This window comes from Gimesia chilikensis (assembly GCF_007744075.1).
In the GTDB taxonomy this organism is placed as follows: Bacteria; Planctomycetota; Planctomycetia; order Planctomycetales; family Planctomycetaceae; genus Gimesia; species Gimesia chilikensis_A.
Map to the genome: position 1 here is coordinate 3678128 of NZ_CP036266.1, position 24342 is coordinate 3702469.

General features: G+C 51.6%; 17 protein-coding genes. 7 read left to right on the forward strand and 10 right to left on the reverse strand.

Going from position 1 to position 24342, the window contains the following annotated elements:
• The first annotated feature begins 2 nt into the window (after positions 1–2).
• Complete coding sequence (locus tag HG66A1_RS14015; RefSeq protein ID WP_197997142.1) at positions 3–1817, forward strand: NPCBM/NEW2 domain-containing protein; 1815 nt, start codon at positions 3–5, stop codon at positions 1815–1817.
• Between the two features lie 124 nt (positions 1818–1941).
• Complete coding sequence (locus HG66A1_RS14020) at positions 1942–3279, forward strand: hypothetical protein (RefSeq protein ID WP_145184878.1); 1338 nt, start codon at positions 1942–1944, stop codon at positions 3277–3279.
• A gap of 30 nt (positions 3280–3309) precedes the next feature.
• Here HG66A1_RS14020 and HG66A1_RS14025 read toward each other — a convergent pair whose 3' ends face one another.
• The 5 genes from HG66A1_RS14025 to HG66A1_RS14045 form a co-directional block, all read right to left on the reverse strand.
• Complete coding sequence (locus tag HG66A1_RS14025) at positions 3310–4311, reverse strand: site-2 protease family protein (protein ID WP_145040954.1); 1002 nt, start codon at positions 4309–4311, stop codon at positions 3310–3312.
• Between the two features lie 156 nt (positions 4312–4467).
• Entirely contained in the window at positions 4468–5097 is a 630-nt protein-coding gene (gene pgsA, locus HG66A1_RS14030) for a CDP-diacylglycerol--glycerol-3-phosphate 3-phosphatidyltransferase (protein ID WP_145040956.1), read from the reverse strand.
• A gap of 130 nt (positions 5098–5227) precedes the next feature.
• Positions 5228–6652: a PQQ-binding-like beta-propeller repeat protein gene (locus HG66A1_RS14035; protein WP_145184881.1), complete on the reverse strand. Its 1425-nt coding sequence runs from the start codon at positions 6650–6652 to the stop codon at positions 5228–5230.
• Positions 6653–6711: 59 nt separating this feature from the next.
• On the reverse strand, positions 6712–8724 hold the full coding sequence (asnB, locus tag HG66A1_RS14040) for an asparagine synthase (glutamine-hydrolyzing) (protein WP_145184884.1): 2013 nt from the start codon (positions 8722–8724) through the stop codon (positions 6712–6714).
• Between the two features lie 55 nt (positions 8725–8779).
• Complete coding sequence (locus tag HG66A1_RS14045) at positions 8780–9895, reverse strand: glycosyltransferase (RefSeq protein ID WP_145184887.1); 1116 nt, start codon at positions 9893–9895, stop codon at positions 8780–8782.
• A gap of 140 nt (positions 9896–10035) precedes the next feature.
• On the opposite strand from HG66A1_RS14045, the gene HG66A1_RS14050 reads away from it, so the two are divergent.
• The 3 genes from HG66A1_RS14050 (at position 10036) to HG66A1_RS14060 (ending at position 12532) form a co-directional block, all read left to right on the forward strand.
• Positions 10036–10575 (forward strand): macro domain-containing protein, encoded by a 540-nt coding sequence (locus HG66A1_RS14050; protein ID WP_145184891.1) that lies wholly within the window; start codon positions 10036–10038, stop codon positions 10573–10575.
• A gap of 5 nt (positions 10576–10580) precedes the next feature.
• Positions 10581–11453: an alpha/beta fold hydrolase gene (locus HG66A1_RS14055; protein ID WP_145184894.1), complete on the forward strand. Its 873-nt coding sequence runs from the start codon at positions 10581–10583 to the stop codon at positions 11451–11453.
• A gap of 101 nt (positions 11454–11554) precedes the next feature.
• Positions 11555–12532: a YdjY domain-containing protein gene (locus tag HG66A1_RS14060; RefSeq protein WP_197993929.1), complete on the forward strand. Its 978-nt coding sequence runs from the start codon at positions 11555–11557 to the stop codon at positions 12530–12532.
• Here HG66A1_RS14060 and HG66A1_RS14065 read toward each other — a convergent pair.
• Positions 12521–13369 carry a sugar phosphate isomerase/epimerase family protein gene (locus HG66A1_RS14065; protein ID WP_232106830.1) on the reverse strand — a complete coding sequence of 283 codons (849 nt, stop codon included), beginning with the start codon at positions 13367–13369 and terminating at the stop codon, positions 12521–12523. The genes HG66A1_RS14060 and HG66A1_RS14065 overlap by 12 nt on opposite strands.
• Before the next feature lie 758 nt (positions 13370–14127).
• Between HG66A1_RS14065 and HG66A1_RS14070 the strand changes: the two genes are divergently transcribed.
• Positions 14128–15114, forward strand: coding sequence for a DUF1571 domain-containing protein (locus HG66A1_RS14070; protein ID WP_145184900.1), 987 nt, complete (start codon positions 14128–14130; stop codon positions 15112–15114).
• A gap of 54 nt (positions 15115–15168) precedes the next feature.
• On the opposite strand, the gene hemQ is transcribed toward HG66A1_RS14070, so the two are convergent.
• A complete protein-coding gene (hemQ, locus tag HG66A1_RS14075) occupies positions 15169–16011 on the reverse strand; it encodes a hydrogen peroxide-dependent heme synthase (protein WP_232106831.1) in 843 nt (280 codons plus the stop codon).
• Positions 16012–16178: 167 nt separating this feature from the next.
• Entirely contained in the window at positions 16179–18281 is a 2103-nt protein-coding gene (locus tag HG66A1_RS14080; RefSeq protein WP_197997143.1) for an alpha/beta hydrolase family protein, read from the reverse strand.
• 309 nt (positions 18282–18590) lie between these two features.
• Here HG66A1_RS14080 and HG66A1_RS14085 point away from each other — a divergent pair, with 309 nt between their 5' ends.
• Positions 18591–20456, forward strand: a complete 1866-nt coding sequence (locus HG66A1_RS14085) for an AAA family ATPase (protein ID WP_145184903.1) — start codon at positions 18591–18593, stop codon at positions 20454–20456.
• Between the two features lie 50 nt (positions 20457–20506).
• Here HG66A1_RS14085 and HG66A1_RS14090 read toward each other — a convergent pair whose 3' ends face one another.
• On the reverse strand, positions 20507–23344 hold the full coding sequence (locus tag HG66A1_RS14090) for a DEAD/DEAH box helicase (protein ID WP_145184906.1): 2838 nt from the start codon (positions 23342–23344) through the stop codon (positions 20507–20509).
• Positions 23344–24342 (reverse strand): UDP-glucose 4-epimerase GalE, encoded by a 999-nt coding sequence (gene galE, locus HG66A1_RS14095; RefSeq protein WP_145184910.1) that lies wholly within the window; start codon positions 24340–24342, stop codon positions 23344–23346. The genes HG66A1_RS14090 and galE overlap by 1 nt, the downstream gene beginning before the upstream one ends.

A 24342-nucleotide genomic window follows, 5' to 3' on the forward strand; every position in this document is an offset into this window, starting at 1 on the left:
TCATGAATCGAATGCTGGTATCAATCGGATTGAGCCTTGCCTGGATCTCTGCGCTGTTGTCCGGCCTGGAGGAGCATGTTCAGGCTGATGAGATAATGCTTTATGACGGGAAAAAAATCAGCGGTCAGATTCGGAGTATCACCGCTGACTCATTGACTGTAGATGTTGGAAAACAGCAGCAGAAGGTGAACCTGTTTGATGTGACATCATACAAATTTGTCGAACCTGCCCTGCCACAAAACGTCAGTCAGTTATTAATTGATGGTGAGAAACCCAGCTATACCAGTGGGCCACGCACCGCGAAAATCAAGCTGCGGAAAGGGTATCACCGATTTACTCTGCCCTATTATCATACGCTGGGGGTGGCGAAGCTGGAGATCAAAATGTCGGGGCCCGGGATCAAAAATGCAGAAGTACCCCGGGAGATGCTTTCCCGGGTCACGGATCAGGTAAGGAAAATAGCCACGCGTGAGTATCAGGTCGATCAGGCTGGTTTCCGTTTGCCAGTAGAAGTGAAACAGCCGGAACGGTATGTCGCCTACCGACTGATGGAATGGACTGATCCGGCGGCAGTAAAATCGATTCTGGATCTGCGTTACCTGTCTGTGAAGAAATATGGTGCCAGTCCGCGACTGGCACTGTTGACCAAACGCAGTGCGATTCATTTTGGAATTATTTACGAGGGACTTATCAAGATTCCGCAGGATGGCGAATACACATTTTCGATTGATACAGACAAAAACAGTAAGGCACAGTTTTATCTCGGAGCGTTTCCTCGTGAACTGTATCGCAAATCGCAGGGTAAAAAAGAATCCAGCTGGAAACTGGCCTTTGATCAGGACGGAAAGCTGACGGGTAAACTAAAACAGTGGGATGCAAACGGAGTTGTCATGACGCTGCCACTCGCATCTCAGGACGTTGATGTTCAATTGCAGCCTGATGTGATTCAGGAAGTCTGGCATCAGGCAGAAGGAATCAGTCAGCCAGGAAGTTCTGAACGAAAAGGTGAATCGAAGACTGAAGATACTGCTTACATTCGAACCAGTGATGGGAAAGTTCACCGGGTGACAGGCGAAGTTGTGAGTATGGATAGTCAGAGCCTGCGGTTCCTCTACCAGGGAGAGGAACGTGAAGTCAAACAGGATCGCGTTGTAGGGCTCGTGCTGCACAAAAAACGAACTGAGAAAAAAAACAGCCTTAAGCTGATCAGTCTGATTCGACTGGTCGGTGGTTCTCAACTGCCAGGGGTGGTCTCATCTACCGATCCCTCTCAGCTGACAATTGACCTGCCTGGCGGGGCAAAACTGTCTGTTTCCAACGAAGATCTGGAATCTGTAAAAACGATCAATGCCCGCTCTGTCTCATTGACGGAAATCATTCCTGAGACTGTAACAGAAGTGCCGTTTTTTAATCAGGTCTTTCCTTACCAAATCAACCGTTCATTTAACGGAAAAGAGCTGCAGATCGGCAAGCAGTTATTTTCAAAAGGCTTGTGTGTGCATGCGAAAACGATCCTGGTTTATCGCCTCGACCGGCAGTTCGAGAAATTCACTGTGACCCCAGGACTGCAGCATGGGACCGGCGATTCCGGCAATGTCGCTGTGACTGTCTCGGTAGATGGGAAAACCCTGTTTGAAAACCAGGCATTTACCAGTCAGACGCAGCAGGGACCGCTCAACTTAGACGTGAGCGGTTGTCAACAACTGACTCTGACAGTTGATTTTGGTCAACAGCAGAATGTGGGAGACCGATTCGTCTGGGGAGTACCTCAGTTGATCCGGGCATCTCCCCAGGGCCTGGCTGTCAGTAAGAAATAGATCAGATTTGGATGAAGTAATGGTAGATATCATCATGAATACCCGGGATAAATGTATTTCTAAGAGCAGAGAACTGGAGTTTCAAACTCATTCTCTTAGCAAACTGCTTTGTACTGGTTTGCTCATGGCAGTCCTATGCGCGCCGATACTGGGAACTGACTGCCTGGCAGAAGGTATTCCAACTCAAGGCGGATCGAAGCTGATTGTCCGTGATGTGGGAGTTTACCTGGTCTCTGCTCACGGAAAAAAAATGAATGATTCTGGTATGTTCCGGTCCACACTGCCAGGCTTTATGCAGTCGCGGCGGTTGAGTGCTGATAGTGAGGGAAGCGATAAACCGACTCCTCTGGGGCTGATTACATTTGCCGGACCAGAAGTTAAAGATATCGATGTTCTGGTGGAATTCCCCTCAGGACGATTCCTTTCTCACTGGCCCACAGCGCGGATCCAGTCTCGGCGGATTTACTGGCGCGCCTGCCAACTCACGAAATCAGGTTCGGCAAGTTTTCAGATCCCGGGTTCTCACTGGCTGAGCCCCCTGCAGCAGGCTGATCGCCTGTTTGTAAATACGAACAACAAAAGTGATCGCTTCATTCTGTATGATGTTGAAGTCAATCATACGCCCCAGATATCCATGACCCACTCAGCAGACGGGTTCCAGATTCAGAATCGAGAGCCCGGGATGCTACAACATCTGACGGTTATTCAACCGACAGCCAATCCAAAGCAATGGAAACTGGCAGCCGTTGATCGGGTTCCTGGATTGTCAAACCAGAAGTCGAAACCGCAGTCCGGGACAGAAGATAAAACGAAAGCATCCAAGGTCGATCCGCTCTCTGATAAAAAACTCAAAGCCGAGGCGGCAGCAGAAGAAGCAGCGAAGTTGAAAGTTCTGGGGGATCAACTGCGGAACGTAGGTGCGCTACCACAGTTGTTATCTGGTAAAGCTGCTGATTCAAAGAAGCCTGCAACACCTGCGAAGACGGAAACTAAAGTGGATCCCGTCAAAATACCTTATGTAGAAAAGCAGCCGGTTTCGCGTGAACAGATCCTGAGTTTCTGGGGAGACTATCTGAGTAAGCGAGGGCTGGGAAAATCTGAGATTGAGTATGTGCAGCGCATTCTGAATGAATATGGTTTTCGAGAAGATCAGGCAACGGTGATTTATTGCATGGATGAAGGAGTGCTTGACAAAAGTATCCCGCTGGAACTGACACCCCATCCTGATGTGCTACGTCGGATTGCACTGGTGATTCTGGTTGACGTGGATCCTGCATTGCAGAAGCACATAGATTTGTTAATCGCGCAGCTTGGTGATCCGGTCTGGGCTAAGCGGGAAGAGGCTCAGCAGGAACTGGCGGAGTATGGTCGGGCAGCCCAAAAACAGTTACAGCAGGCCACGAAAAATAAAGATCTGGAGATCGTGTTTCGCTCAGAACAACTACTGGAAAAGATCAAATAATCTGCTGCTTCAGATCTCGCTACCTGGCGATTAATGAATCGTGATCGGGGTCAGAGTAAAGCCGATGATGAAGAACGCGAGTGTTGCCCACCCAATAAATGTTCGCATGGGGCCCAATTCAACGGTATCGTCGGCAGTAGGAGGATGTGTGACTCCGAAGAAGATGAGCAGCAGAATCAGCAGCGAATAGGAAAATTCATTGGAATACGCCATATATCCAATCGCACCGAGCAGAACCAGCTGAGCGACAACATTGGCGCGTTTGCCGATCAGGGTATACAGGATGTGTCCTCCATCCAGCTGTCCAATAGGGATCAGGTTCAGGGCAGTGATGAAGATGCCAACCCAGCCTGCAAACAGCATTGAGTTCATGGCGATTTCCTGGTTTTCAGCCAGGGGACCGTGTACGAGTGTAATCATCCATTTCAGAATCAGTGGTTCGCCGAAACTGACGACTCCAGAGCCGGGAACGATCGTTTCCACGGTTGAATTGAGCAGCCCCCAGTAAACGAAGGGAATTGCAAACACCAGCCCTGCCAGAGGACCGGAGACCGCGATATCAAACATCTGCTTGCGATCGGCAACTCCCCCTCTCTGGAGAATGACTGCTCCCATGGTACCAAAGGGGCTCATCGGCATGGGGATAAAAATCGGACGGGTCGCTGGGATGTGGTAACGTCGCGATTGGAGATAATGTCCCATTTCATGGGAGAGCAGAATCAACATCACCGGCCCGGCATATGAAAAGCCGTTGCTGAAAAACGTCGTCCAGCCCATGGCCTGGATTTTCGAGAACAACAACTGGAACTGCCCGGGAGTCGGGATAAAAGGGCTATGTGTACCGCCGACGATCAACGTGCTCAGGCAGGTCAGAATGAAGAGAATCAACGGGACCTTGCTCCGCGTGGGAGCGGGTGGCCTGTTGTAGACAGGTTGCCGGGGTGAATAGTCCTTGACCTCGGTCTGATAGTCACCGGGCTTAACCTCAATGATCTGATCAGAAGGAGGCCGTGGCTGGTTTACGTCATTCATGCATCTATTCAAATTCAAGAGCTGATAAAATTAGTAGTTCAATCCATTTTATACCGCTGACAGCAGCTAGATGAGCTGTGATTTTGCTGAATTCTCGAATTTGTTATTCGATTCGTCTGATAGAATATTGCGAAGATGTGTCTGGAATATCTCAGATTACAGTGGGTTACGTTTCAGCATCCGGGAGGCACGGAGCACGTAATCAATGCCACTGTACAGTGTAATCAGAGCCGTTGCCCAGATGGTGACATCGCGAAACATCAGGAAACCAGGGGTATTATACGGGGCTTCAGGGCTCAGTGAGAGCAGGCTGACCACAACGGCGACACACTGTACGCCCATTTTAATTTTCCCACTCCAGCTGGCGGAAAAATCGCGTCCTCTTTTTTCGAGGAAGCCACGGAGACTGGTGATAAACATTTCCCGACCGATGATGATCAGGACGAACCAGGCATTGATGCCGGAAGCAGAACCTCGTTCCAGGAGGAAGATAAATGCACCACAGATGATGAATTTATCCACAAAGGGGTCCATGATCCTGCCCAGCGTTGTGACCTGATTGTATTTTCGAGCGAAATAACCGTCCAGAAAATCTGTAGCCGCTGCCACGATGAACAGGCAGGCAGAGGTTTTCCACCAGCCTTCGAGATAGATGATCACGAACAGGATCAATGAGAGCACCAGTCGACTGACGGTGATCAGGTTGGGCAGGTTCCAGATTTCAGGCCCCAGCAGCTCCGTACCTGGCCCGGTATTCTCGGATTGAGGTTCCGAAGTCGAATTCATATTGGCTTCAGGATCTTTGAATAAACAATGTGTCAATTATCAGCGCACAACAGCACAGAGCACTCCCCGGGACTGCTCACAGGCATTCTATCGACTGGACTGGGAAGTTTACAGTGCAGCTCTGTGGCTTTTATGGGGATTCGTCAATCGATTCCAGGACGGGCAGTTCGTAGGCAATAATCCGGGTATTGCTGCGTACAAAAATCCGATTTTCCGCATAAGCGGGATGGGCCCAGGTCTCTCCAATCAGGTTGGTCCGGGCCAGTTCCCTGTACCCGGATGGATCCAGTTCAGCCAGAATCAGATCCCCGTCTGAGTTTAGAATCAGGGCTCGGGGCTCTTGCTGCTTGAGCCAGATCAGGGTTGCCTGTGGATTACGAGTATTACCGGGGGTCATCTGGTTTTTGTCGTCCCAGATTTTTTTCCCCGTGGCGAATTCAAAACAGGTCAGACCAAATTTTTTATCGAGTAGATACGCGTAGCCATCTCGGTAAAGCGGTTGTGACATCAAACCTCTCAGTGTGCGTCGGTCTTCCCATTTCAGTTCTGCCTCTTCTGGCTGAGTGCCCAGCTGGATGGCTTTGGATCCATCCCAATAACCTGCCACAAAAACCAGCCCCTCATGCGCAATTGGATTGGCGATCGCGACACCGTAAGTGATTTTGTAAGGGACCGACCAGAAATGATTCCCTGACTGTGGATCGACACTGTGAATGTGATTGGGTGACCAGATGATTAATTGTGACCGGCCCTGATGTTTGATCAAAAGCGGTGTCGCATAGCCGGCAGTATCGGAGAGTGATCGCCAGCGTTCGACGCCGGTCTTACGGTCCAGGGCAACGACCGCGGTCCCCTGCTCTTTGCCTCCGGGTAGCAGGATGACCATGTCTCCCAGTACATAAGGAGCAGCGGCATACCCCCACTGTGGTACTTTCCCCCCGAAGTCTTCGACGAGGTGCTTCTTCCAGATCACCTTCCCGGTTTTCGCAGACAGACAGTAAACATCGCCCATCGTTCCCAGCGTGTAGACCAGATCATCGATGATCGTGGGGGCCGCGCGAGGGCCATTGCCATAATCGAGATCGCGATAATCGCAGGGATAGGTATGCGCCCAGATCTGTTGCCCCGTCTGGGCATCAAAGCAGAGCACCCGTTCAATCTTCTGCCGCGCGACTCGATGGCTGTGGATGCCAGCAGCTTTTTGCTGATCTTCAGACGAGGCTACAGGCCGATCCATGACATAGAGTTTTCGATTCGCGACAGAAATCCCCCCGTAGCCTCCTCCCAACTCGTGGGACCAGAGTTTTTTCAACCCCGATTCAGGCCAGGTTGTTTTGAGTGGAGGACCATTCCAGGTGCCATCACCGCGCGGTCCTCGCCACTGCGGCCATTCCTCCCAGGTCGCTCGTGGGTTTGCTCGGGTTAAATTGGGAGTCTCTGTAACAGCAGGTTTCAGTGAGATCAGGCAGAACAGCATGAGCAGTGAGTTTAAAGCGAAAACACGCATGGTCGTCTCGTTGTTGGCGGGAATCAGGAAGGCAGGTTGAAGTATCAACGGCTCTCAATATTTTCTCTGATTCGCAGATAAAGCTCAAGGGGCGGAGCCAAAAACGGTCATACCAGTGCAGCTTCCGGAAAGTGATCGGGAATGCTTGCAGGATCCATAAAGGTTCGAAACCACATTTCCAGAACCAGCAGTGACCAGAGCCGAGCGCTGTGATCCCATTGCTGATTCTGGTGTTCGTTGATCAGCTGTTCCACAGCTTTCCGATCAAAGATCTGACGATCAATGGCCCGCTGATCGAGTAGAACATCGTAGAGTAATGGTTTCAATTCATGACGGAACCAGTGATTGAGGGGCACACCGAATCCCATTTTCTTGCGTGTCTGGATCGATTCGGGAAGGAGATCAGCAAAGGTGTCGACGAGAATCTGTTTGCCGCGGCCTTTGTGCATTTTTAGATCCAGGGGCATAACTGCTGCCAGTTCCGCCACATGATGATCCAGGAACGGGCTGCGACATTCCAGACTGTGCGCCATGCTGGCAATGTCTACCTTGGTCAGAATGTCACAGGGGAGATAAGTCAGCACATCAGTCGCAGTCGTGCGGGTCACAAAGTCGCGGTCAGGACAGAGCTGGTAAGCGTCAAGCAGGAACTGATCTGCATCGAAGTTCTGGATTTGCTCTCTGAATTCGGGAGTATACATCTCCAGTCGACGTTCTGTATCAAAGATGCCGACCCATTTGAGGTAGCGACGTTCCGGAGGAACCGCGAGTCCTGCCAGGAATCGCTTGACGCGGCGGCGAAATGATTTCTGTTCCACAGATGCGGGGAGTTTCTGCCAGATGGAAGCAGTCATCATTTTTCTGACGAACCCCGGCAGTCGATCAAACAACTGTGATAGCGCCACGGCTCGATAGCGGTCGTAGCCTGCAAACAGTTCATCGCCTCCGTCTCCGGAAAGAGAAACGGTGACTTCCTGCCGGGTGACTTGTGAAAGGTACATCGTCGGGATAGCGCTACTGTCGGCAAAGGGTTCATCATAGTGCCAGGCCAGACGGGGCAGCATTTCGAGGGCTTCGGGTTCGACCACATACTCGTGATGTTCAGTCCCCAGCATGGCAGCCGCTTCGCGGGCATAGCTGGTCTCGTCAAACTGTTTCACCGGAAAGCCGATCGAAAAGGTATGAACCGGTCGTTCGGACATGCTCTGCATCAGCCCTGCGATGATTGTCGAATCGATTCCCCCGGAGAGAAACGCTCCCAGAGGGACATCACTCCGCATGCGGATTCGAACGGATTCCGTTAATGTCTGGCGAAGGGCCTTTGACCACTCCTGAGGTGTCTGGAACTTCAGGTCTGTTCGTAATTCAGGATGCTGATAAGGGGGCGTCCAGTAGCGCTCAACGGTGAGTTGTCCCTGCTCGTAGATTGCGCGGTGTGCCGGGGGCAACTTCTGGTAGCCTTTCAGAATTGACCAGGGGTGTGGCACATATTGATAGGCGAGAAACAGCTCGATGGCGTGGGGATCAACTTCCCGGCTGGCACCAGGCAGCTGCAGGAGCGATTTGAGTTCACTGGCAAAGCTTAACCGACTTGGTTCTTCCCGATAAAACAGGGGCTTCTGTCCCATGCGGTCGCGTGCCAGAAAGAGACGCTGGCGACGTTCATCCCAGATGGCAAACGCAAACATCCCCCTCAGATGTTCCACGCAGGCAGCCCCCTGCTCTTCATAAAGATGGACGATGACTTCCGTGTCGGATTCCGTTTTGAACTGGTGCCCCTGTCCTACCAGTTCTGTTCTGAGCTCCTGGTAGTTGTAGATTTCGCCGTTAAAGACGATCCAGACAGTGCCGTCTTCATTGCAGAGTGGCTGATGCCCGGTTCCCAGGTCGATGATCGACAGGCGGCGGTGTCCTAGGGCGGCACCGGTTTCAGAGTTCGGAGTGAAGTCGGACCATTGGTTTTCATCAGCGAACAGAAATGACCTGGATTCCAGGTCGGAATGATAGCCTCCCGCATCATCGGGGCCTCGATGAGCGATGACACTGGTCATACTGCGGAGCACCAGTGGGGAGATATTCTTGTCCCGTGTGGTCCACGAGGTTCCGGTGATTCCGCACATGATCTGAATTCTAAAAGCTGGGGGACAGGAGACGTGCTCTGGTCAGCAACATCGGTTACTGGAGGACTTCACGATAGAGTCTGGCATAACCTTCTACCATCTTATCGACACTGAATTCCTCTTGCATCCTTTTTCGAGCGGCGTTTCCTAAATCATTTGCGAGTTGCGGGTCTGCCAGGATTCGTTCTGCAAATTGTGCGAAACCTGTACTGTCACCCACTGAAGTCAGAAAGCCAGTTTCGCCATGCACGACCAGTTCCCTGTTGGGGGGAATATCACTGGCGACGACGGGAATGCCGTATGACATGGCTTCCATAATGCTGTTCGATTGTCCTTCAAAATCGCTGGCCAGTTGAAAGACTTCAAAAAGAGGAAATAGCTGATCGACATCGGTGCGGTGGCCCAGGAACCGTACGTTGGGAGTGACCGTATATTTGTGAGCCAACTGCTCCAGCTTTGCTCGTTCGGGGCCATCGCCAATTACGAGCAGTACGATATCCCCATTCATCTGACGAATCAGCTGCAGGGCCCAGAGCAGTTCTTCGACACGTTTCTGGCGGGCCAGACGTCCCACGAAGGCAATCAGGCGCGCATTCGGGGGAATATCATGTTCCTGGTAGAGCTGGGAACGAACTGCTTCATTGACCGTCGTGTCCGGTAGAACGATGCCGTTAGGAACGACTCGCAGTATTGAATCCGGTACACCTTTTTCCCTGTAAAAGTCGACCACACCCTGAGAATTACCAACCAGCAGCGAAGTTTGCGGTAACAGACGCCGATCGACGTTATGCTGCCAGTTACTTTTCCATGAATCCACACAGCGCTCAGAGACGATGACCCTGGGTGTTTTTTGTGAAGACGACAGGCGTTTGACTGCCATCCTGCCATAAGAGTTGGCTGCAAAAAGCCAGGTATGCAGAATGTCGGGTTGCTGCTGTTGCAGAGTTTTCTTTAACGCTCGGTATGCCAGCGGGTCGAATTTGAATCGTTTCTTGAGGATCGTCACCGGAATATCATGCTGCTGGAGTACCTCTGCATAAGGGCCTCCCCGGGTCAGCGCAATGACCTGCACATCAAACTCATCACGGGGTAAAGACGTCGCCAGCAGAGTGAGCTGCTTTTCGGCACCGGACTGATCAAGAGTCGGAATGAGAAGGCTGACTTTTATCACGGTGAAAGGGTTCGCATTCGTTGCTGAGAATTGTTTCCGGGTTCGCGCTTTGAAAGACGCCTATCGTATTTTATACTGCAGGCGGAGATCAATATCTGATCTATACCCAGCAGGTTGTTCGTATCATAGAATGAAAGTCGATGATCGTACAGTTTGGATCTGCCCGGATTGAGCTGGTTCTGGGAGATATTACGACACAGCGCGTGGATGCGATCGTCAATGCCGCAAATGCGATGTTGGCGGGGGGCGGAGGCGTGGATGGAGCAATCCATGATGCTTCTGGGCCGGAAGTAATGAATGAGCTCAAGCGTCGTTACCCGGATGGATGCCCGACGGGAAGTGCCGTTGGGACGTCCGCTGGAAACCTGCGGGCAAAATACATTTTTCATGCGGTAGGCCCCATCTGGCGGGGAGGTGGAAATCAGGAGAAGGATCTACTGGAGTCTGCCTATCAGACCTGTCTTTCCCTGGGGGAAAAACTGCAGTGTCGGAGCCTGGCGTTTCCTTCTATCAGTACCGGAGTTTATGGCTATCCCGTTGATCTAGCGGCAGAAACGGCACTACGGACGGTAGCAACGCGTCTGGAAGCGACCAGTCAACTGGAGTTGGTGAAATTTGTTCTCTTTGATCAGGGGACGTTTGGTGGCTATGCCCGGGTTTTAGAAACCATGCTTGTCTGAGCCTTATGATAGAACCCTTCATTCAGGAATTTGTTGCCTCTGATAATTACCGGCTGCAGGGGCGCGTCTGGAGCCCCGAGGCGGAGGACATCAAAGGGGCTATAGTCGTACTCCACGGAATCCAGAGTCATTCCGGCTGGTATGAAGCCTCCTGTCAACAGCTTTGTGAGAGTGGTTATCAGATCTATTTTTTTGATCGCCGTGGATCGGGGCTGAATCGAGAACAGCGTGGCGATACCCTTCACTGGCAACGACTGGTGCAGGATACCGTACAGATTTTATCACAGGTTCGATTCCAGCAGTCCTCGTCAGGGAAAGCTGCGCCTGTGATTTTGCAGGCGATGAGCTGGGGGGCAAAACTGGCGGCGGTCGTGGCGACTCGACGACCTGACCTGATAGATGGACTGGCTTTACTCTATCCGGGGATTAAAGCACGCGTCCGCCCGAATCCCTTCCAGAAGTTTCAGCTGAATCTGGCTGACAAGTTGGGAGTGAGGCAGAAGCGGGTCGCGATTCCGCTTAGTGATCCGGCATTGTTTACGGGAGACGTCGGCTGGCAGAATTTTATTCGTCATGATCCTCTGGCACTGCATAAGGTCACCGTTTCGTTTTTACTGGCTAACCGGGAACTGGATCGACTGGCAGACCAGGCCGCGGAGCAGATTGAATGTCCGGTGTTCTGTCAATTGGCGGGACAGGATCAGATCATCGATAACAGGGCTACCGAAGTCTGGCTGGACCGTGTCAGATCGGTGGAGAAGCGATATATTTCCTATCCTGCTGCACGTCATACTCTCGAATTTGAGCCGCAGCGCGAGCAGATTGTGGCAGATTACGCTGACTGGCTGGCAGAAATCTGTTCTTCTGGTGAGATCTGAGATTTCCCACCGAATCGGGGCAGACTTTTGACAATGAGTATCTAAAATGACACTAGATTTCCGACGGGCCTGTTTATGTCTTCACTTTGTGGAATGATTTAATGAAGTATTCGTTTAAAAAACTCTTCCCTATGTTATTGGTGTTGCCGATTCTCATTGGGAATATTTCTTCACGCGCCGCGGAACCGGTTCAGGAAACAGCGACTGATTCCAAGACTGCGAAACCCGTGAAACAGGTCCCAAAGGATTCCGAGGAGAAACTGGTTCCTCTGAATCCCCAGAAGACAGTGTTGCTGGATCTGGAACACAAGAAATTGTTCTTGAAAACACACGTCTGTCTGGTCGAAGGCGTATTGGAGATGCTCTGTTGTAAGAAACAGACCAAAGAACACGAGTCTATTTTATCCATCGATTCTCCTGCAAAAGCGATACACGCTGGACTGTTGGCGATTGGTGCGAAGGCAGGGACTCCGGTCCAGTTCACTCCCAAGTTTAAACCTCCGACCGGGCAGAAACTGAATCTGATTCTGGAATGGAAAGACAAAGCAGGCAAAACGCATCGCGAAGAGGCACAGAAGTGGGTACGTACTTCGACTTCCCGTTACTTCACGGCGAAACTGGATCAATTACCTCCTGGTGTGGTCATCGACAGAAAAACCGAACTACGGTACGACGACAAATACAAAGAATTGATCTGGTTCGGTGAGATGACCAAAGAAGAACGGGACCAGTTCCTGGCGAAATCAGATAACAAGACATATCAGGCAGCGATCAAAGATTTCTACGAAAAGACCCGTCCGCGGTTGATGGAGGCTGACTGGGTTTTCGCTGGCAGCGGTTTCTCCGTCGATGAGATGACCGGTGAAAAATACTATCACGCAGAGAGTGGTGACCTGATCTGTGTTGCCAATTTTCCGACCGCCACTATTGATGTCAGTATTGAAAGCTCTGCCTCTGGTGAAGGAAATCTGCTGTTTGAGGCGAATAAGGCCAAGATCCCACCGCGGGGGACTCCTGTGACAATTGAAATTTCGATTGCCCAGGAGAAGAAGCCCGCTAAAGAGAAATCAGCTGATTAGAGCAAAAGCTTTCTTCATCGCCTTAGCTGTAGTGGCGACGGCCTGATCGCCGGGCATTGCGCGGAGTGCTGCGTTGAAAGGTTCTGCTCTCACAGGGCCATCGTAGCGAATTTCGTTCAGGGAATTGAGGAATGTGGCCAGATCGATCACGCCGGTCGCCATGGGCAATTCACGTTTCTGATCAATCTGCTCATCGATTTCAAGCCCTTTCGGAGCGTCGTTCAGATCAACGGCAACGATCTGGTCGTTGGTCAGTGCCAGGATATCATCCTGCGTTTCATGTGCCGTGTACCAGTGCCAACTGTCCAGAATCAGTCCTGCCCCTTTGACGTCAATCGCGGCAATCAGTTCCTGGGTTTCGGGCAGGGAGTGAATGAACGGGTATTTTTTACTGGACCAGAGAGTTTTCGGGCCAACATATTCCAGCCCGAATCGGAGGCCATGGTCTGCCAGAATCTGTGTGACCGCTTTCAGGCGTTTGGCGTGACGTTTGAAGTTGGCGTTATAGGTCAGTTCTGCATGCGTAGGCATCAGCCAGGTGCCTGTGCGAGTGACACCAGCCCGTTGAAGTGAGGATGCGTAGGCGGGAAGCGCCTGTAATCCCTGCTGGAATTTAGACTCATCGTTGCGAAAATCGACGGGCATCCCCGCGGCACTGAAAACCAGTTTTTTGCTCTTGAGTTCTGAATTTAATTCGTCCAGTTGACTGTCGGTGAGTTTTCCCAGATACCCGGCATCAGGTACGACGGCTTCAAAGCCATATTTGTGTGCATAATCAATGGCCTGTCTCTGATCTGCTTTCACTCCAATCCGCCCGCAGGAGAGGTCAAGTTTCATTAAACGGGGTTCTGATTTTGTACTAAGTGCACTTGAAGCACTTTGAGAAAAAGCCCCCGTGAACAGAGTGGCAGTGGCTGTCTGGAGGAATGAGCGCCGGGAAAATAGCATCTTGTTGTCCCTTTCGAAGGCAAAGACAGGGAATCCCTGTGGAGTGTTTTGTGAACTGTATGAATATAACTCATTCTAGATGAGCCTCTTAGAAAAATAAAATGTGTTTGATGTATTTTGGTGCTCTGACGGAGTTGTCATCCGAATTCAGACGTTAATCCAACCTGTTAATATGGGGGCTTCTGGTTGAAAGTGTCAGTTTGATCTGATCTGAACCCTGTGGTCCGTCAGAACATGCAGGATTCAATGCAAGGGGCGAGTTTTGTTAATAATGCCCCGGGAAGGATGTCGATTTTTCTTTTATAACCACCCCCGAAATGATCAATGTCCACCCACAACAGTGAGGTTGTGGCAGATTCAGAGACTATCAGGATCGGGAATACGCAGATTGCGTAATGTTCTCCGGTTTTGAAACAGGGCCGTTTTGTCGATGAACGCTCCGATTTCAAATTGATGAGAGCACATACTTTTATGGGAACAAACATCCGTCAGACGCACAAAGGGAATACCGTGTGCTGGCTAGATCACATCACCACGACGGGCAAGCCCGAGCGACGTCTTTTCACGGATGAGTGGATCCCGGATCAAGGATTCAGTTCAGACAAGACGGTGCCTTGCAGTTTCTTAATGAAAAGGAACGGTACCGCATGATGCGCATGCTTAAACACAGGTCCAAACAACAACTCCCGAACATGCTGGCTTCCGCCATTCTGTCTGCTGCGATTGGTGTGTTGTATTTCAGTTACGATCCATCTCCGGCTGACGCCGATCCCAACGATATGGCTGTGGTCGCTGCCCGACCGATTCCAGTTCCGGTGATTGCTTATAAACCAACGGAATTTTCAGAATCCAATCAGGAAATTAAACAGGATGGTCAGGCACAGACTCAGCAGCAGCCAGGTACGTTAACCGGACGGATGGCTCTACTGATGAATCAGTTGTTGCTGGAAAAAGGCTGCCGTCTGTTGGATTCCGTCTCAGATTACACAACCACTTTCTCAAAGCAGGAATACGTGGGCGGTGCCCTCACCGAGAACCAGGTTATTAACCTGAAATGTCGCCACAAACCCTTCAGCGTTTATATGAAGTGGGTTGTGGGAGACAAAGGCCAGGAGCTGCTTTACGTTGATGGTGAAAATGATCAGAAAATGCTGGTCAAGATGGGCGGTCTGAAAGGTCGTCTGATGCCTACGCTGAAACTGGATCCCCACGGATCGCTGGCTATGCAGGAATCACGTTATCCTATTACCAAGGCCGGTATCCGAGCATTGGCCGAAGAAATCATTGGCTTTCGTAAGAAAGACCTCGCTGAGAATCTGAATACCGAATGTGTGATGCTCAGTAACCAGAAATTTGATGGTAAAGATTGCTACTGCTTTATCGCTCACTTTGCGAATGCAAAAGAATCACCGACCTATCGTAAGTCAGTGATTTATATTGATCAGGAATCCTGCCTGCCTGTATTCGTTCGTGGATTTGGCTGGCCACGGGAAGAAATAGCTTCTGCCTCTCCCGAAGAACTGGATGAACAGACCCTGATTGAGTCCTATTCATTTACTGATATCAATCTGAAATCAGAGCTGGCAACAGCTGATTTCAGCGAATCCAACTCTGATTATCGCTTCCGCCGCTAAGCGGAAACGTTTCGAATAGATGAGTCGAGCATAATCGCCTGTCTTGAGCTCTTGTCAGAGCTTGAGATGGGCGATTGCTTCTTCCGGGGGCATGATATAGCTGAGATAGAAGGGCCCGAACTCGGCGTACTTGGCAGAGGCCTTGTCGAACCGCATCGTGTACACGATTTCTTTAATCGGTTCTGGTGCCCTGCCCCACAGCGTGACCCCCCATTCCCAGTCGTCAAAGCCGGTAGACGCTGTAATCACCTGGACGACCCGCCCCGCGAACTTCATGCCGCTCAGACCGTGTTCTGCCATCATGTGATAACGGCTACTGAAGGGCTCCATGTACCAGTTCGCCCCGGGAACCCGTGATTTATTCATCGGGTAGAAAGTGCAGACGGGGAAGTCGGGAAATTCGGGATACACCCGCTGTTGATTCATAGCTGGCAGACGTCCTTCGTAAGCCTTGAGCTTCGCCTGGAATGCCGGGCTGTCAGGATCAGTTCCCTCCTGCTTGAGTTTGTCCGCATACTGTTCCAGTGTAGGAACGTATTCGGAGATCTCCGTGAGCGACACAAAAGAATAGGTGGGAATGAGCGCGGGACCCACCCCACAGGATCGAATGGCATGTTTAATGCCATCGATCTTGATCGGATCCGGATCCATGATCAATACCTGCAGATCAGCTTTATGGCCGGTAACGACAGACGTTTGAATCCGTACAGGAGCGTCTTCCTGATCGGGGTCCAGGATGGCTGCCAGTTCCCGACGACCGCTGTCGCGAGTGGACTGATCAAGCTGATTAAGGATTCCCTGATCGACACGGTAATAAAGATGCAGGCAGTGCCAGCCTTCCGTCATGTTTGCTGTCGGATCAGGAAGTGGAGCAGATGTATGGGGAGGACGATTCACGTCGAAAAACCTTTAAGCTTGGAAACTCTATTTCTGTCTCATTATTGTAGCCTGCCAGAAACGTACTTTTTTCGTCTCAGGCAGAGTAAGTTGATTATAACGGCGCGCACGCTCTGAGCAAACGCTGAGCGCGTCTGGTGATTGCCTGTATCCAGAAATCGCGACTTTTATTTTTCGATTCGCAGCTGTTTTTCCTGCCAGCCCATCTGTTTGCCAACCTGAATTGCATATTTCCAGTCCTGTGGATCAACCTGTTTGAGTATGACCGGCGTGCGACTGGCGGCCATGCTCAGAGCCTGTGGCAGGTCCAGGAATCGTAGAATGTTCAGGAGTGCAGGCCCCTGCTGATGCGATGCCGGCATGCCGGACAGTTCCAGCTGACTGATTCCTTGTTCGAACAGTGACGCATACAGACTGAGGGCAGCAGCTTCTCCGCTGGCCTTCAATGTCAGATTTGCCTTTTTGAATTCCGGCTGTGCCTTCAGTTGCTGAATCGCCTGGCGGATATCCCAGATCTGCATCCCTTCGAGTGACTGCCCCAGCAGATAGAAGCGGCGGCGGATCTGAACCTGTTTACGTGGATCCTGATTCCACTGATCCAGTCCCACGCCTCGTGGAGTGAAGAAAACCAGGGCCGTCTGATCCTGCTGCACACGCTGCTGCATCTCTTTATAGAGTGAGGAAGCTTTCTCGGGTGACTGCTTTGCGTCCTCTTTTGTAGAAAAGAGGGGAGCGAGTGCAGACTGGAATTGTTCCCACTCTGCCTGATTTAAGACATTCAGAGTGACTTCAGAGACGGTTTTTGAATAGTCCGGCAGAACGATGAACAGTTTCAGGGGGACATGTTTCTGACTCTCAAACGAAATAGTTTTCAGAGTAAGACCATCACGATGGCTGGTTTCTACCTTGACGTTCGAATCGACCTTTTCCGGCCAGGCGCGGAAGGTTTTTTTGAGCAGCAGGTTTTTCCAATTTTCCGTCATCTGGTGCCATTCCGCCGAGTCCTGCGGGACCTCTGGTTTGGCTGTGGCGACGAACGATTCCTGGATTTTCGCATTTTTCTGATCTGCGGGCAGTTTCTTGAAGACACGTAATTCTTCAGGACTGTGAAACTTCGTGGCAGCCATCTCAATCAAGGAGTCATCCCCTTTCAGATAATGGTTGAACCAGCGAAACGCATGAATTCGCAGTTCCTGGGTATCCTTATGAGGTCCTTCTGTGATCTGCAGCCCGAGATGCTCCGGGACACCGTACAGTTCATAAATCTTCATGGTAGAGTTATAGACGTCAACCACGCCATCCAGGGGGAAGATACTGTCTTTGTCGGTGTTGGAAATCAACAGGGGCCGGGGAGCCACCAGGGCGGCGACCTGGGCGTAGTCCCACTGGTAAGTATTGACCATGAACATGCAGTCGCAGTGTCCTTCGACTGCCCCGTCAATGACATAATTCTTTAGATTCGTAATGCCTGCTACCGGAACAGCTGCTTTGATGCGCTCGTCCAGGGCTGCGATCCACCAGCTGTAAGCGCCCCCACCGGAACGTCCAGTGACCCCGAGCTTATCTCCATCAACTTCGGGACGCGATTGCAGGTAGTCCAGAGCGCGAATACAGTTCCAGGCTTCTACTCCAGCGGGCGTGTATCCCCGGGAGAGCCACCACCACATGCCTTCCCTGTAGGTACCATGGTGCAGCCCTTCGATTTCACCCAGTTGCAGAGTGTCAATCGTCAGGCAGACATAACCATTGCGGGCAAACCACTCGCCATGATGCTGGTAATGCACTTTGTTTCCGTAACTGATGCCATTCTTTTTGACGCCCCCGTGCCCACATACATACAGAATCGCGGGAACCTTACCTTCCTGTTTGAGAGGTCGATAGAGATTGCCGGTAACGTACAACCCGGGACGCGACTGAAACGTGATGTTTTCAACGATGAATCCGTCGCTCTCGATCTTACCTGTGATTTCTGGTTTCAGATCTGTTTTGGGGGGAAGCGGCGAAAGTCCCAGCATTTCGAACAGCTGCTCTCGATATTGCTTTCGCTTTTGTTCCCAGGTCTTGAGGTCTTTGATGTCAGCCAGACTGCGATCAGCGAGACGCACTGCATGAAGCTTGAAGTAGTCGCTCAGGTTTTGATCTGCCTGGGAGGGACCGAGCACTTTACGGCGGTCCTGTACTTTGTCTGCTGCCAGCGTCATGGTGGATTGCAGGAAGAGTCCGGCCAGGGTCAAAACGAGACAAGTTCGTCGGAAGGATGTGTGAGCCATGGTTAATCCTGTCGATGGTTGAGGGCGGGATTGGAGGGAGTCAGGGTTCGTTAATAATGCTTATTATTGTATCAGCGTTCAGACGCTTTGTCAGTCTTGGGCGTCTGATTCTCTGTTATCACTGATATTTCAGGTTTTGTCTGAATAAAAGCAGGTCAGCAGCACTCTTTCATGCAGAAACATGCATGGGGCTGCGAACCCCTGATGGGGCCTGATGGTCTTCCTGTTAGAGATTCTTCGGCAAACTGGTTTCCGGGCTGAAGAATGCGTTGTTGACCTTTCTGGAAATCAGACTGATGGAATACTCTGATGTCAAAACAGACAAACAATCTGCAAACAGTGCTGAATAAATGGCTCGAGCGTGATCTGACAAAAGAAGCAGATACGGGGAAACTCTCTCCGGTGTTTCTGATGGATGACCTGGTTTGCGATGTGACCGATATCATCAATGCAGACCGCTTCCCTATTTTGTATGGCGGGAGTGGTGTGGGAAAATCTTCGGTCATCCACAAGCTGGTAGCACTTTCAGCAGCTGGACAGGGGCCGGAAGCATTGCAGGGAACGCGGATTCTCAAACTCTCGTTTCGACGAGCCCTGGCCAGTCTCAAAAAAGAAGATCAGCTGCGCGGTGAATTTCAGAAACTGCTCGATCTGTTACTGGAAACAGATGAGAATATCGTTCCGTTTTTCTCTGACATGGAGATCCTGAACGACTATTATCTGCAGCCGTTATTACAGTCTTACGCCTATCAGACTCAGCGTCCCCTGCTGGCCGAAGGAGATCGGACCAGCGTGGAAGCGATGTTTGAAAACTATCCGGATCTGGAGAGCCACTTTGTCGCTCTGAAAGTTGATGAGCCGGACTTGTCAACGGCCCGACAGATTGTAAGCCACTGGTCTGAATATCAGCAAAAGACGGATCGGGTTCGGATTACGGAGACCGCACAGGAAGAAGCATTGCTGTTATCGCACCGTTTTCTCTCCCGGCTGAATATGCCTCGGAAGGTGCTGGATCTGTTGAACCAGGTCAAGGTCGTGCGGAAAAAGGCCCGAAAAGTCAATGGACGGGATGTCATTGATAGGTTTCACCAGGTACACAAGGTTCCGTTGTCCCTGATTGATCCCGCAATCAAGCTCGAACTGCAACAGGTACGAGCACACTTTGCTGAGTCTGTCCTGGGGCAGGATCAGGCTGTGGATGCGGTTGTGCGGATGATCGGTACGATTAAGGCGGGTTTGAGTGATATACGTCGTCCACTGGGAGCGTTCCTGTTCGCGGGACCGACGGGAGTGGGTAAAACGCATATCGCACAGAAACTGTCTGAATATCTGCTGGGACGGCCGGACAGCATGGTTCGGTTGAATATGGCAGATTTCCAGACGGAAGTATCTGCCTTGACTTTGTTCGGTGATCCGGAGGCGTATGCGTTATCCAAACGCCAGGGACTACTGACCCAGCGTCTGCAGGGGCAGTCATTCACGGTGCTGTTACTGGATGAATTTGAGAAGTGTGCGCCGCCTGTCCTGGACCGCTTTATGCAGTTAATCGATGAAGGCTGTTTCATTAATGGAACGGGCGAGACGGTTTCCTGCCGTTCGACTGTGATTATTGCCACCACGAACGCGGGAGCTGAGCTTTATCGTAAGAGTCTGATCGGTTTTGCAGACGGAGTGTCATCTCAATTAGAGATGGAACAGGCTATGCAGCGGCGGCTGATGGAACATTTCCGTTTCGAATTTTTGAATCGTTTTGACGAAATCGTGTATTTCCACGCGTTGAATGCGGGTCATATACGGGCAATTGCCGCTTGCGAGCTGGGTCTGTTACAGGATCGCATTGGTTTGAAGCGGCACCGGATTTCCATTCAGCCGGATCGGTCAATTCTGGACTGGCTGGCATTGAAAGGGTACGACCCTTACTTCGGTGCCCGTTTTTTAAGACGGACGATTGAGCGTTATGTCACCCCCGTGATTGCGGATGTGATTAACTCTCAATCATTGGAAAAAGGGACTACACTCGAACTCTCATTCGAGGGACAGCAGGTCGTGGTCCGTTTTGCCAGGAAACAGTCTGATGATTCGAACCGGGAGCAGACTGCCACGTTTGCGGGAAAACCCGTGGCTGAAAAGTCTTTGCCTGGTCGCAAGAAGGAACGATCGACTACAGCGGTCTGAATCGAAGGACGCCGGTAGGCCATACTCAAGTGTGGCCTACCGGTTTATTCTTAGACGAATATTTCTTTGCGATGAATTTTCGCATGCGGTGACAGTCCACTGCGCTGCGCGTGTTCGAGCAGCTCTGCTCCTTTACCTCGATAAGCGAAGCAGGCCTCGCCCGGACTGACATACTGATTCCAGTGCTTCTCAAATACAGAGACGAGCTGTTTGTTGCGGGCCAGTTCGGAAGGGACCGCATGTACCATCGCCAGTTGTTCCTGACGTTTGCGAAAGTATCGCCCCAGCAGATCAGGCAGCAGACTGGAAATCCAGGTGTCCTCAATCTCGTGCACCACACGGGGGATTACATATCGTGCTCCCTGAAGTGGACCGAATACTTGTTGTACGGCTTCGAGAAAGCGATCGCAGTCGTCTTCGGGGGCCTGGTCCAGAAACACACGAATGTAGTTTCCGGAACGTTCCCCGACCTGCATTCGGGAGTTACTGGAGATCAGGTTCGTTTCCTGCAACGCTGCCAGTACTGCCTGGCTGACAGCTTTCGTTAGTGAATGGGACGACCAGGGCTGACGAATTCCGCTGAAAGGGGGGAAGCCACTACTTCCCCCTACTCGGCTACCGTTATTCAATTCAATCGTTTTGAGCGGTAGCCCCTGATAGGGTTCTCCGATTCTCCACAAGGCACGTGAGTCGTCTCGTTTGGAAGCACGTGTCAACATGTCACTATTTAGTAGCTGCACCGAACCTTCGAGACCTTCCGGCTTGATTTCGGTAAAAGCAGCATGGACATGACCGACGCCTTTTTCGATCAGGCCGTCATCGGTAACGCCGAACAGGCGTTTGTGCTTTTTGATAAAGCGTTCGTAGTCGTCGAGTCCTTTGGTGAATTCCGGCGCAATACAGACAATGTCCCAGTTGTTCGCAACTTTAGTGGGCATGTCCGGATCCAGGCGAAAAGAACGGCCTCGAAGCTGGTTGACCGTCATTGATGTCGTCACAGTTGTCAGATCTACCAAAACATTGACTTTATTCGCGTCCCAACCTTCCCCCAACAGCCCCCGGGTTCCCACCAGGCAGCAGGTGAGTCCCTGTTGAAAGAGGTCCGTAATCATCTCTACATACACCCGAGGAGACCACTGTGCACCGCTGCCATTGAGGACATGGAATCCATCGTAAGGCTGCAGGCTGAGCGTGACCTCAATCTTTCGGTCAGCCAGCCATTGTTCGGCTGCAGTCTGCAGAAGCTCACCGATATCATCATCAATGAGCACGCTGGAACCGGTGAGCAGCACGGGATTTAATTTATCGGTTTCCGGGTCTCTGACCAGTTCTTTGAAAGCAGCAATGGCGCCTCCCGCTTCTTCATCGAGCAGATGCTCCACTTCCGCTGAGGTGGCTGAAGTCTTTTCAAAGTCAGCTATCACCACGGCGCGTATCGTGGCTCCCAGATTCTGCATCTCGGCTCGGAGGACAGGGATCAGTGCCTGGATTTTGCTCCGCGAATACGCAATCACGCGTCCTACCGGGGACGCACAGGGCTGTGAACCGGTTTCCGTGATTTGCAGTCCCAACAGCCGCAACTGATCGACGGTTTGTGTCGCCAGCTCCTGATCTTCTGACGCGGGGGAACGCCGGAGGCGATGTCGGATGTAGCGATCCAGTACAGGCCCCCAGTAATTCAGTCGGGGGATCTCTTCATCGATGTTGGTGATGTCCAGCGGTGGTACGTGTGACGGAAGTTCCAGTCCGCGTTGTTGCAGAAACAGACGGGCCGCGTCTGCCAGTGAAGGATCGCGGCGTTCAAAGGTCGTCCAGTCATCCACTTTGCCGGAAGGCAGTTCCAGATTCTGCAGGCGAGACAATAGCCATTCTGGGAGTGGCTCAACCCGCTCCTGTGGCACGAGAGACGTGTCAGTGGGGTCGTCGCCATCAGAGATCAGAGGAGTCGCTTCTTTCTCGCTGCACAGGGTTTCCATGATCTGCTGCAACTGGTCATCGGTATTTGCGATATAAGTCAGTTCTTCCGTCGCAGGACGCACAAAATAAGCCAGGTCCTGATATGGAGCCAGATAGCCGTCCTTGACCACCGCGGGAATCGGCACTTCGTAATCAATCGGTCCGAAAAAGTTGTGATAGCGATCAATGTCCTCCTGAAGTTTCCCTTTTTCGTCAGGAGGCGTGGCGGTCAGGCCGATGATGACGGGTTGTTCCAGAAAGTCGTGTGCATCCGCGAGTACGCGCCCCCAGTGCCCCATCAGGTGGTGACATTCGTCGAAGATAATCAGGCCGACTCCCCTGCTCTTGAGCTGTGTGAGCGTTTCCTGAGACGAAGTATGCAGTAGATCGAGTGCATTCCCGCTCAGCACCAGTTGGTCACGTACCGTTTTACGGTAGGTACGGAACCGCTTCTCGTAATAATCGGGATTGTGCTGTTTGAGATCCGCAATCCAGGTGAACGCTTCCAGAGGATCCTGGGCCTGCTCTCGGGCGATCAGTAATTCGATCCAGTATTCCAGCGCTGCTTCTTCAATTTCGGAGTCTCCCTGTCGTGGGAGAGTCACTGACTGATAGGTCAGTGAAGTCAAAAGTGCATTCTGTTCCGAGTCTGTCGTGACAAACTGCCGGGTGTCGACGGGCGAATGAAACAGATCGGTACGAGCCGCCCATTGAGATTGAATCGCCGAATTGGGAGACAGGACCAGGGCGGGACGTCTGACGTGCTGCGCCCAGAGATAAAGACCGAGCACCGTTTTGCCGGAGCCGGGAGGTGCGACGATGTGCAGTCGTTTTTTGCCGGAGTTCAACTGCTGTTCAATTACCGAAATCGCCTCAGCCTGCGATGGCCTGAGTGTGCCACGAAAACGGACTTCCGGGAAATCAATCGTCACTATGGATTATCCGTCCGATAACCGGCGGGATGAGTCCGGAACCAGTCCCAGGCTGTCTGAATGATCTCTTCCAGACTCCTGTATTTCGGAGACCAGCCCAGTTCGCTCGAAATCCGTTCGTGAGAAGCGGAGAGCATGGGGGGGTCACCGGGGCGTCGTGGCTGGATATCAACGGGAATGGGACAGCCTGTCACTTTTTCCGATGTGCTGATCACTTCCTGAACCGAGAAGCCCTGCCCCAGACCAACGTTATAAAAACGGCTGGATTGCGTGGTCAATGCATTCAGGGCCAGCAGGTGGGCAGAACAGATATCTTCCACGTGAATATAGTCGCGAATGCAGGTTCCATCTGGAGTCGGATAATCGTTCCCCAGCACTGTGATATGCGATTGCTGTCCCAGGGCGGTACGAAGACAGTTGGGGATCAGGTGTGTTTCCGGATTGTGATCTTCCCCTACCGCACCATCTTTCGAGCAGCCTGCCACGTTAAAGTAACGCAAGCCGATAAAACCGAAGTTGGGATAACTGCTGGCGCAGTCTTTCAGGATCTGTTCGACAAACAATTTCGACCAGCCGTAAGGGTTAATGGGGCGTTGAGGGCTATCTTCTGTTATGGGAAGTTGATCCGGAATGCCGTAGGTTGCACAGGACGAACTGAAAACAAGCTGACTGACACGTGCCTGACGCATGGCCCGTAACAGCGAGAGCGTACCTGCAGTATTGTTGGTATAATAGGGCAAAGGATCCGCAACCGATTCCCCAACATAGGCCAGGGCTGCAAAATGAATGACCTTTTCAATCCGCTGGGATTTCATGATTTCCGTGAGTGGCTCGGTCTCCAGCAGATCCAACTGAAAGAAAGAGGCTTCAGCAGGGACTGCTGCACGATGTCCCCGTGATAGATTGTCTATCACGCAGACTTTTTTGCCGGACTGAATTAACTGCCGGACACAATGCGAGCCAATATAGCCGGCACCGCCGGTCACCAGGATGGTCAT

What these genes read in the sequence shown, in the direction of transcription:
- HG66A1_RS14015 (WP_197997142.1), top strand. Translation starts at nt 3, where the DNA reads ATGAATCGAATGCTGGTATCAATCGGATTGAGCCTTGCCTGGATCTCT.
- HG66A1_RS14020 (WP_145184878.1), top strand. Translation starts at nt 1,942, where the DNA reads ATGGCAGTCCTATGCGCGCCGATACTGGGAACTGACTGCCTGGCAGAA.
- HG66A1_RS14025 (WP_145040954.1), bottom strand. Translation starts at nt 4,311, where the DNA reads ATGAATGACGTAAACCAGCCACGGCCTCCTTCTGATCAGATCATTGAG.
- pgsA (WP_145040956.1), bottom strand. Translation starts at nt 5,097, where the DNA reads ATGAATTCGACTTCGGAACCTCAATCCGAGAATACCGGGCCAGGTACG.
- asnB (WP_145184884.1), bottom strand. Translation starts at nt 8,724, where the DNA reads ATGTGCGGAATCACCGGAACCTCGTGGACCACACGGGACAAGAATATC.
- HG66A1_RS14050 (WP_145184891.1), top strand. Translation starts at nt 10,036, where the DNA reads ATGATCGTACAGTTTGGATCTGCCCGGATTGAGCTGGTTCTGGGAGAT.
- HG66A1_RS14055 (WP_145184894.1), top strand. Translation starts at nt 10,581, where the DNA reads ATGATAGAACCCTTCATTCAGGAATTTGTTGCCTCTGATAATTACCGG.
- HG66A1_RS14060 (WP_197993929.1), top strand. Translation starts at nt 11,555, where the DNA reads ATGAAGTATTCGTTTAAAAAACTCTTCCCTATGTTATTGGTGTTGCCG.
- HG66A1_RS14065 (WP_232106830.1), bottom strand. Translation starts at nt 13,369, where the DNA reads ATGAAACTTGACCTCTCCTGCGGGCGGATTGGAGTGAAAGCAGATCAG.
- HG66A1_RS14070 (WP_145184900.1), top strand. Translation starts at nt 14,128, where the DNA reads ATGATGCGCATGCTTAAACACAGGTCCAAACAACAACTCCCGAACATG.
- HG66A1_RS14080 (WP_197997143.1), bottom strand. Translation starts at nt 18,281, where the DNA reads ATGGCTCACACATCCTTCCGACGAACTTGTCTCGTTTTGACCCTGGCC.
- HG66A1_RS14085 (WP_145184903.1), top strand. Translation starts at nt 18,591, where the DNA reads ATGTCAAAACAGACAAACAATCTGCAAACAGTGCTGAATAAATGGCTC.
- galE (WP_145184910.1), bottom strand. Translation starts at nt 24,342, where the DNA reads ATGACCATCCTGGTGACCGGCGGTGCCGGCTATATTGGCTCGCATTGT.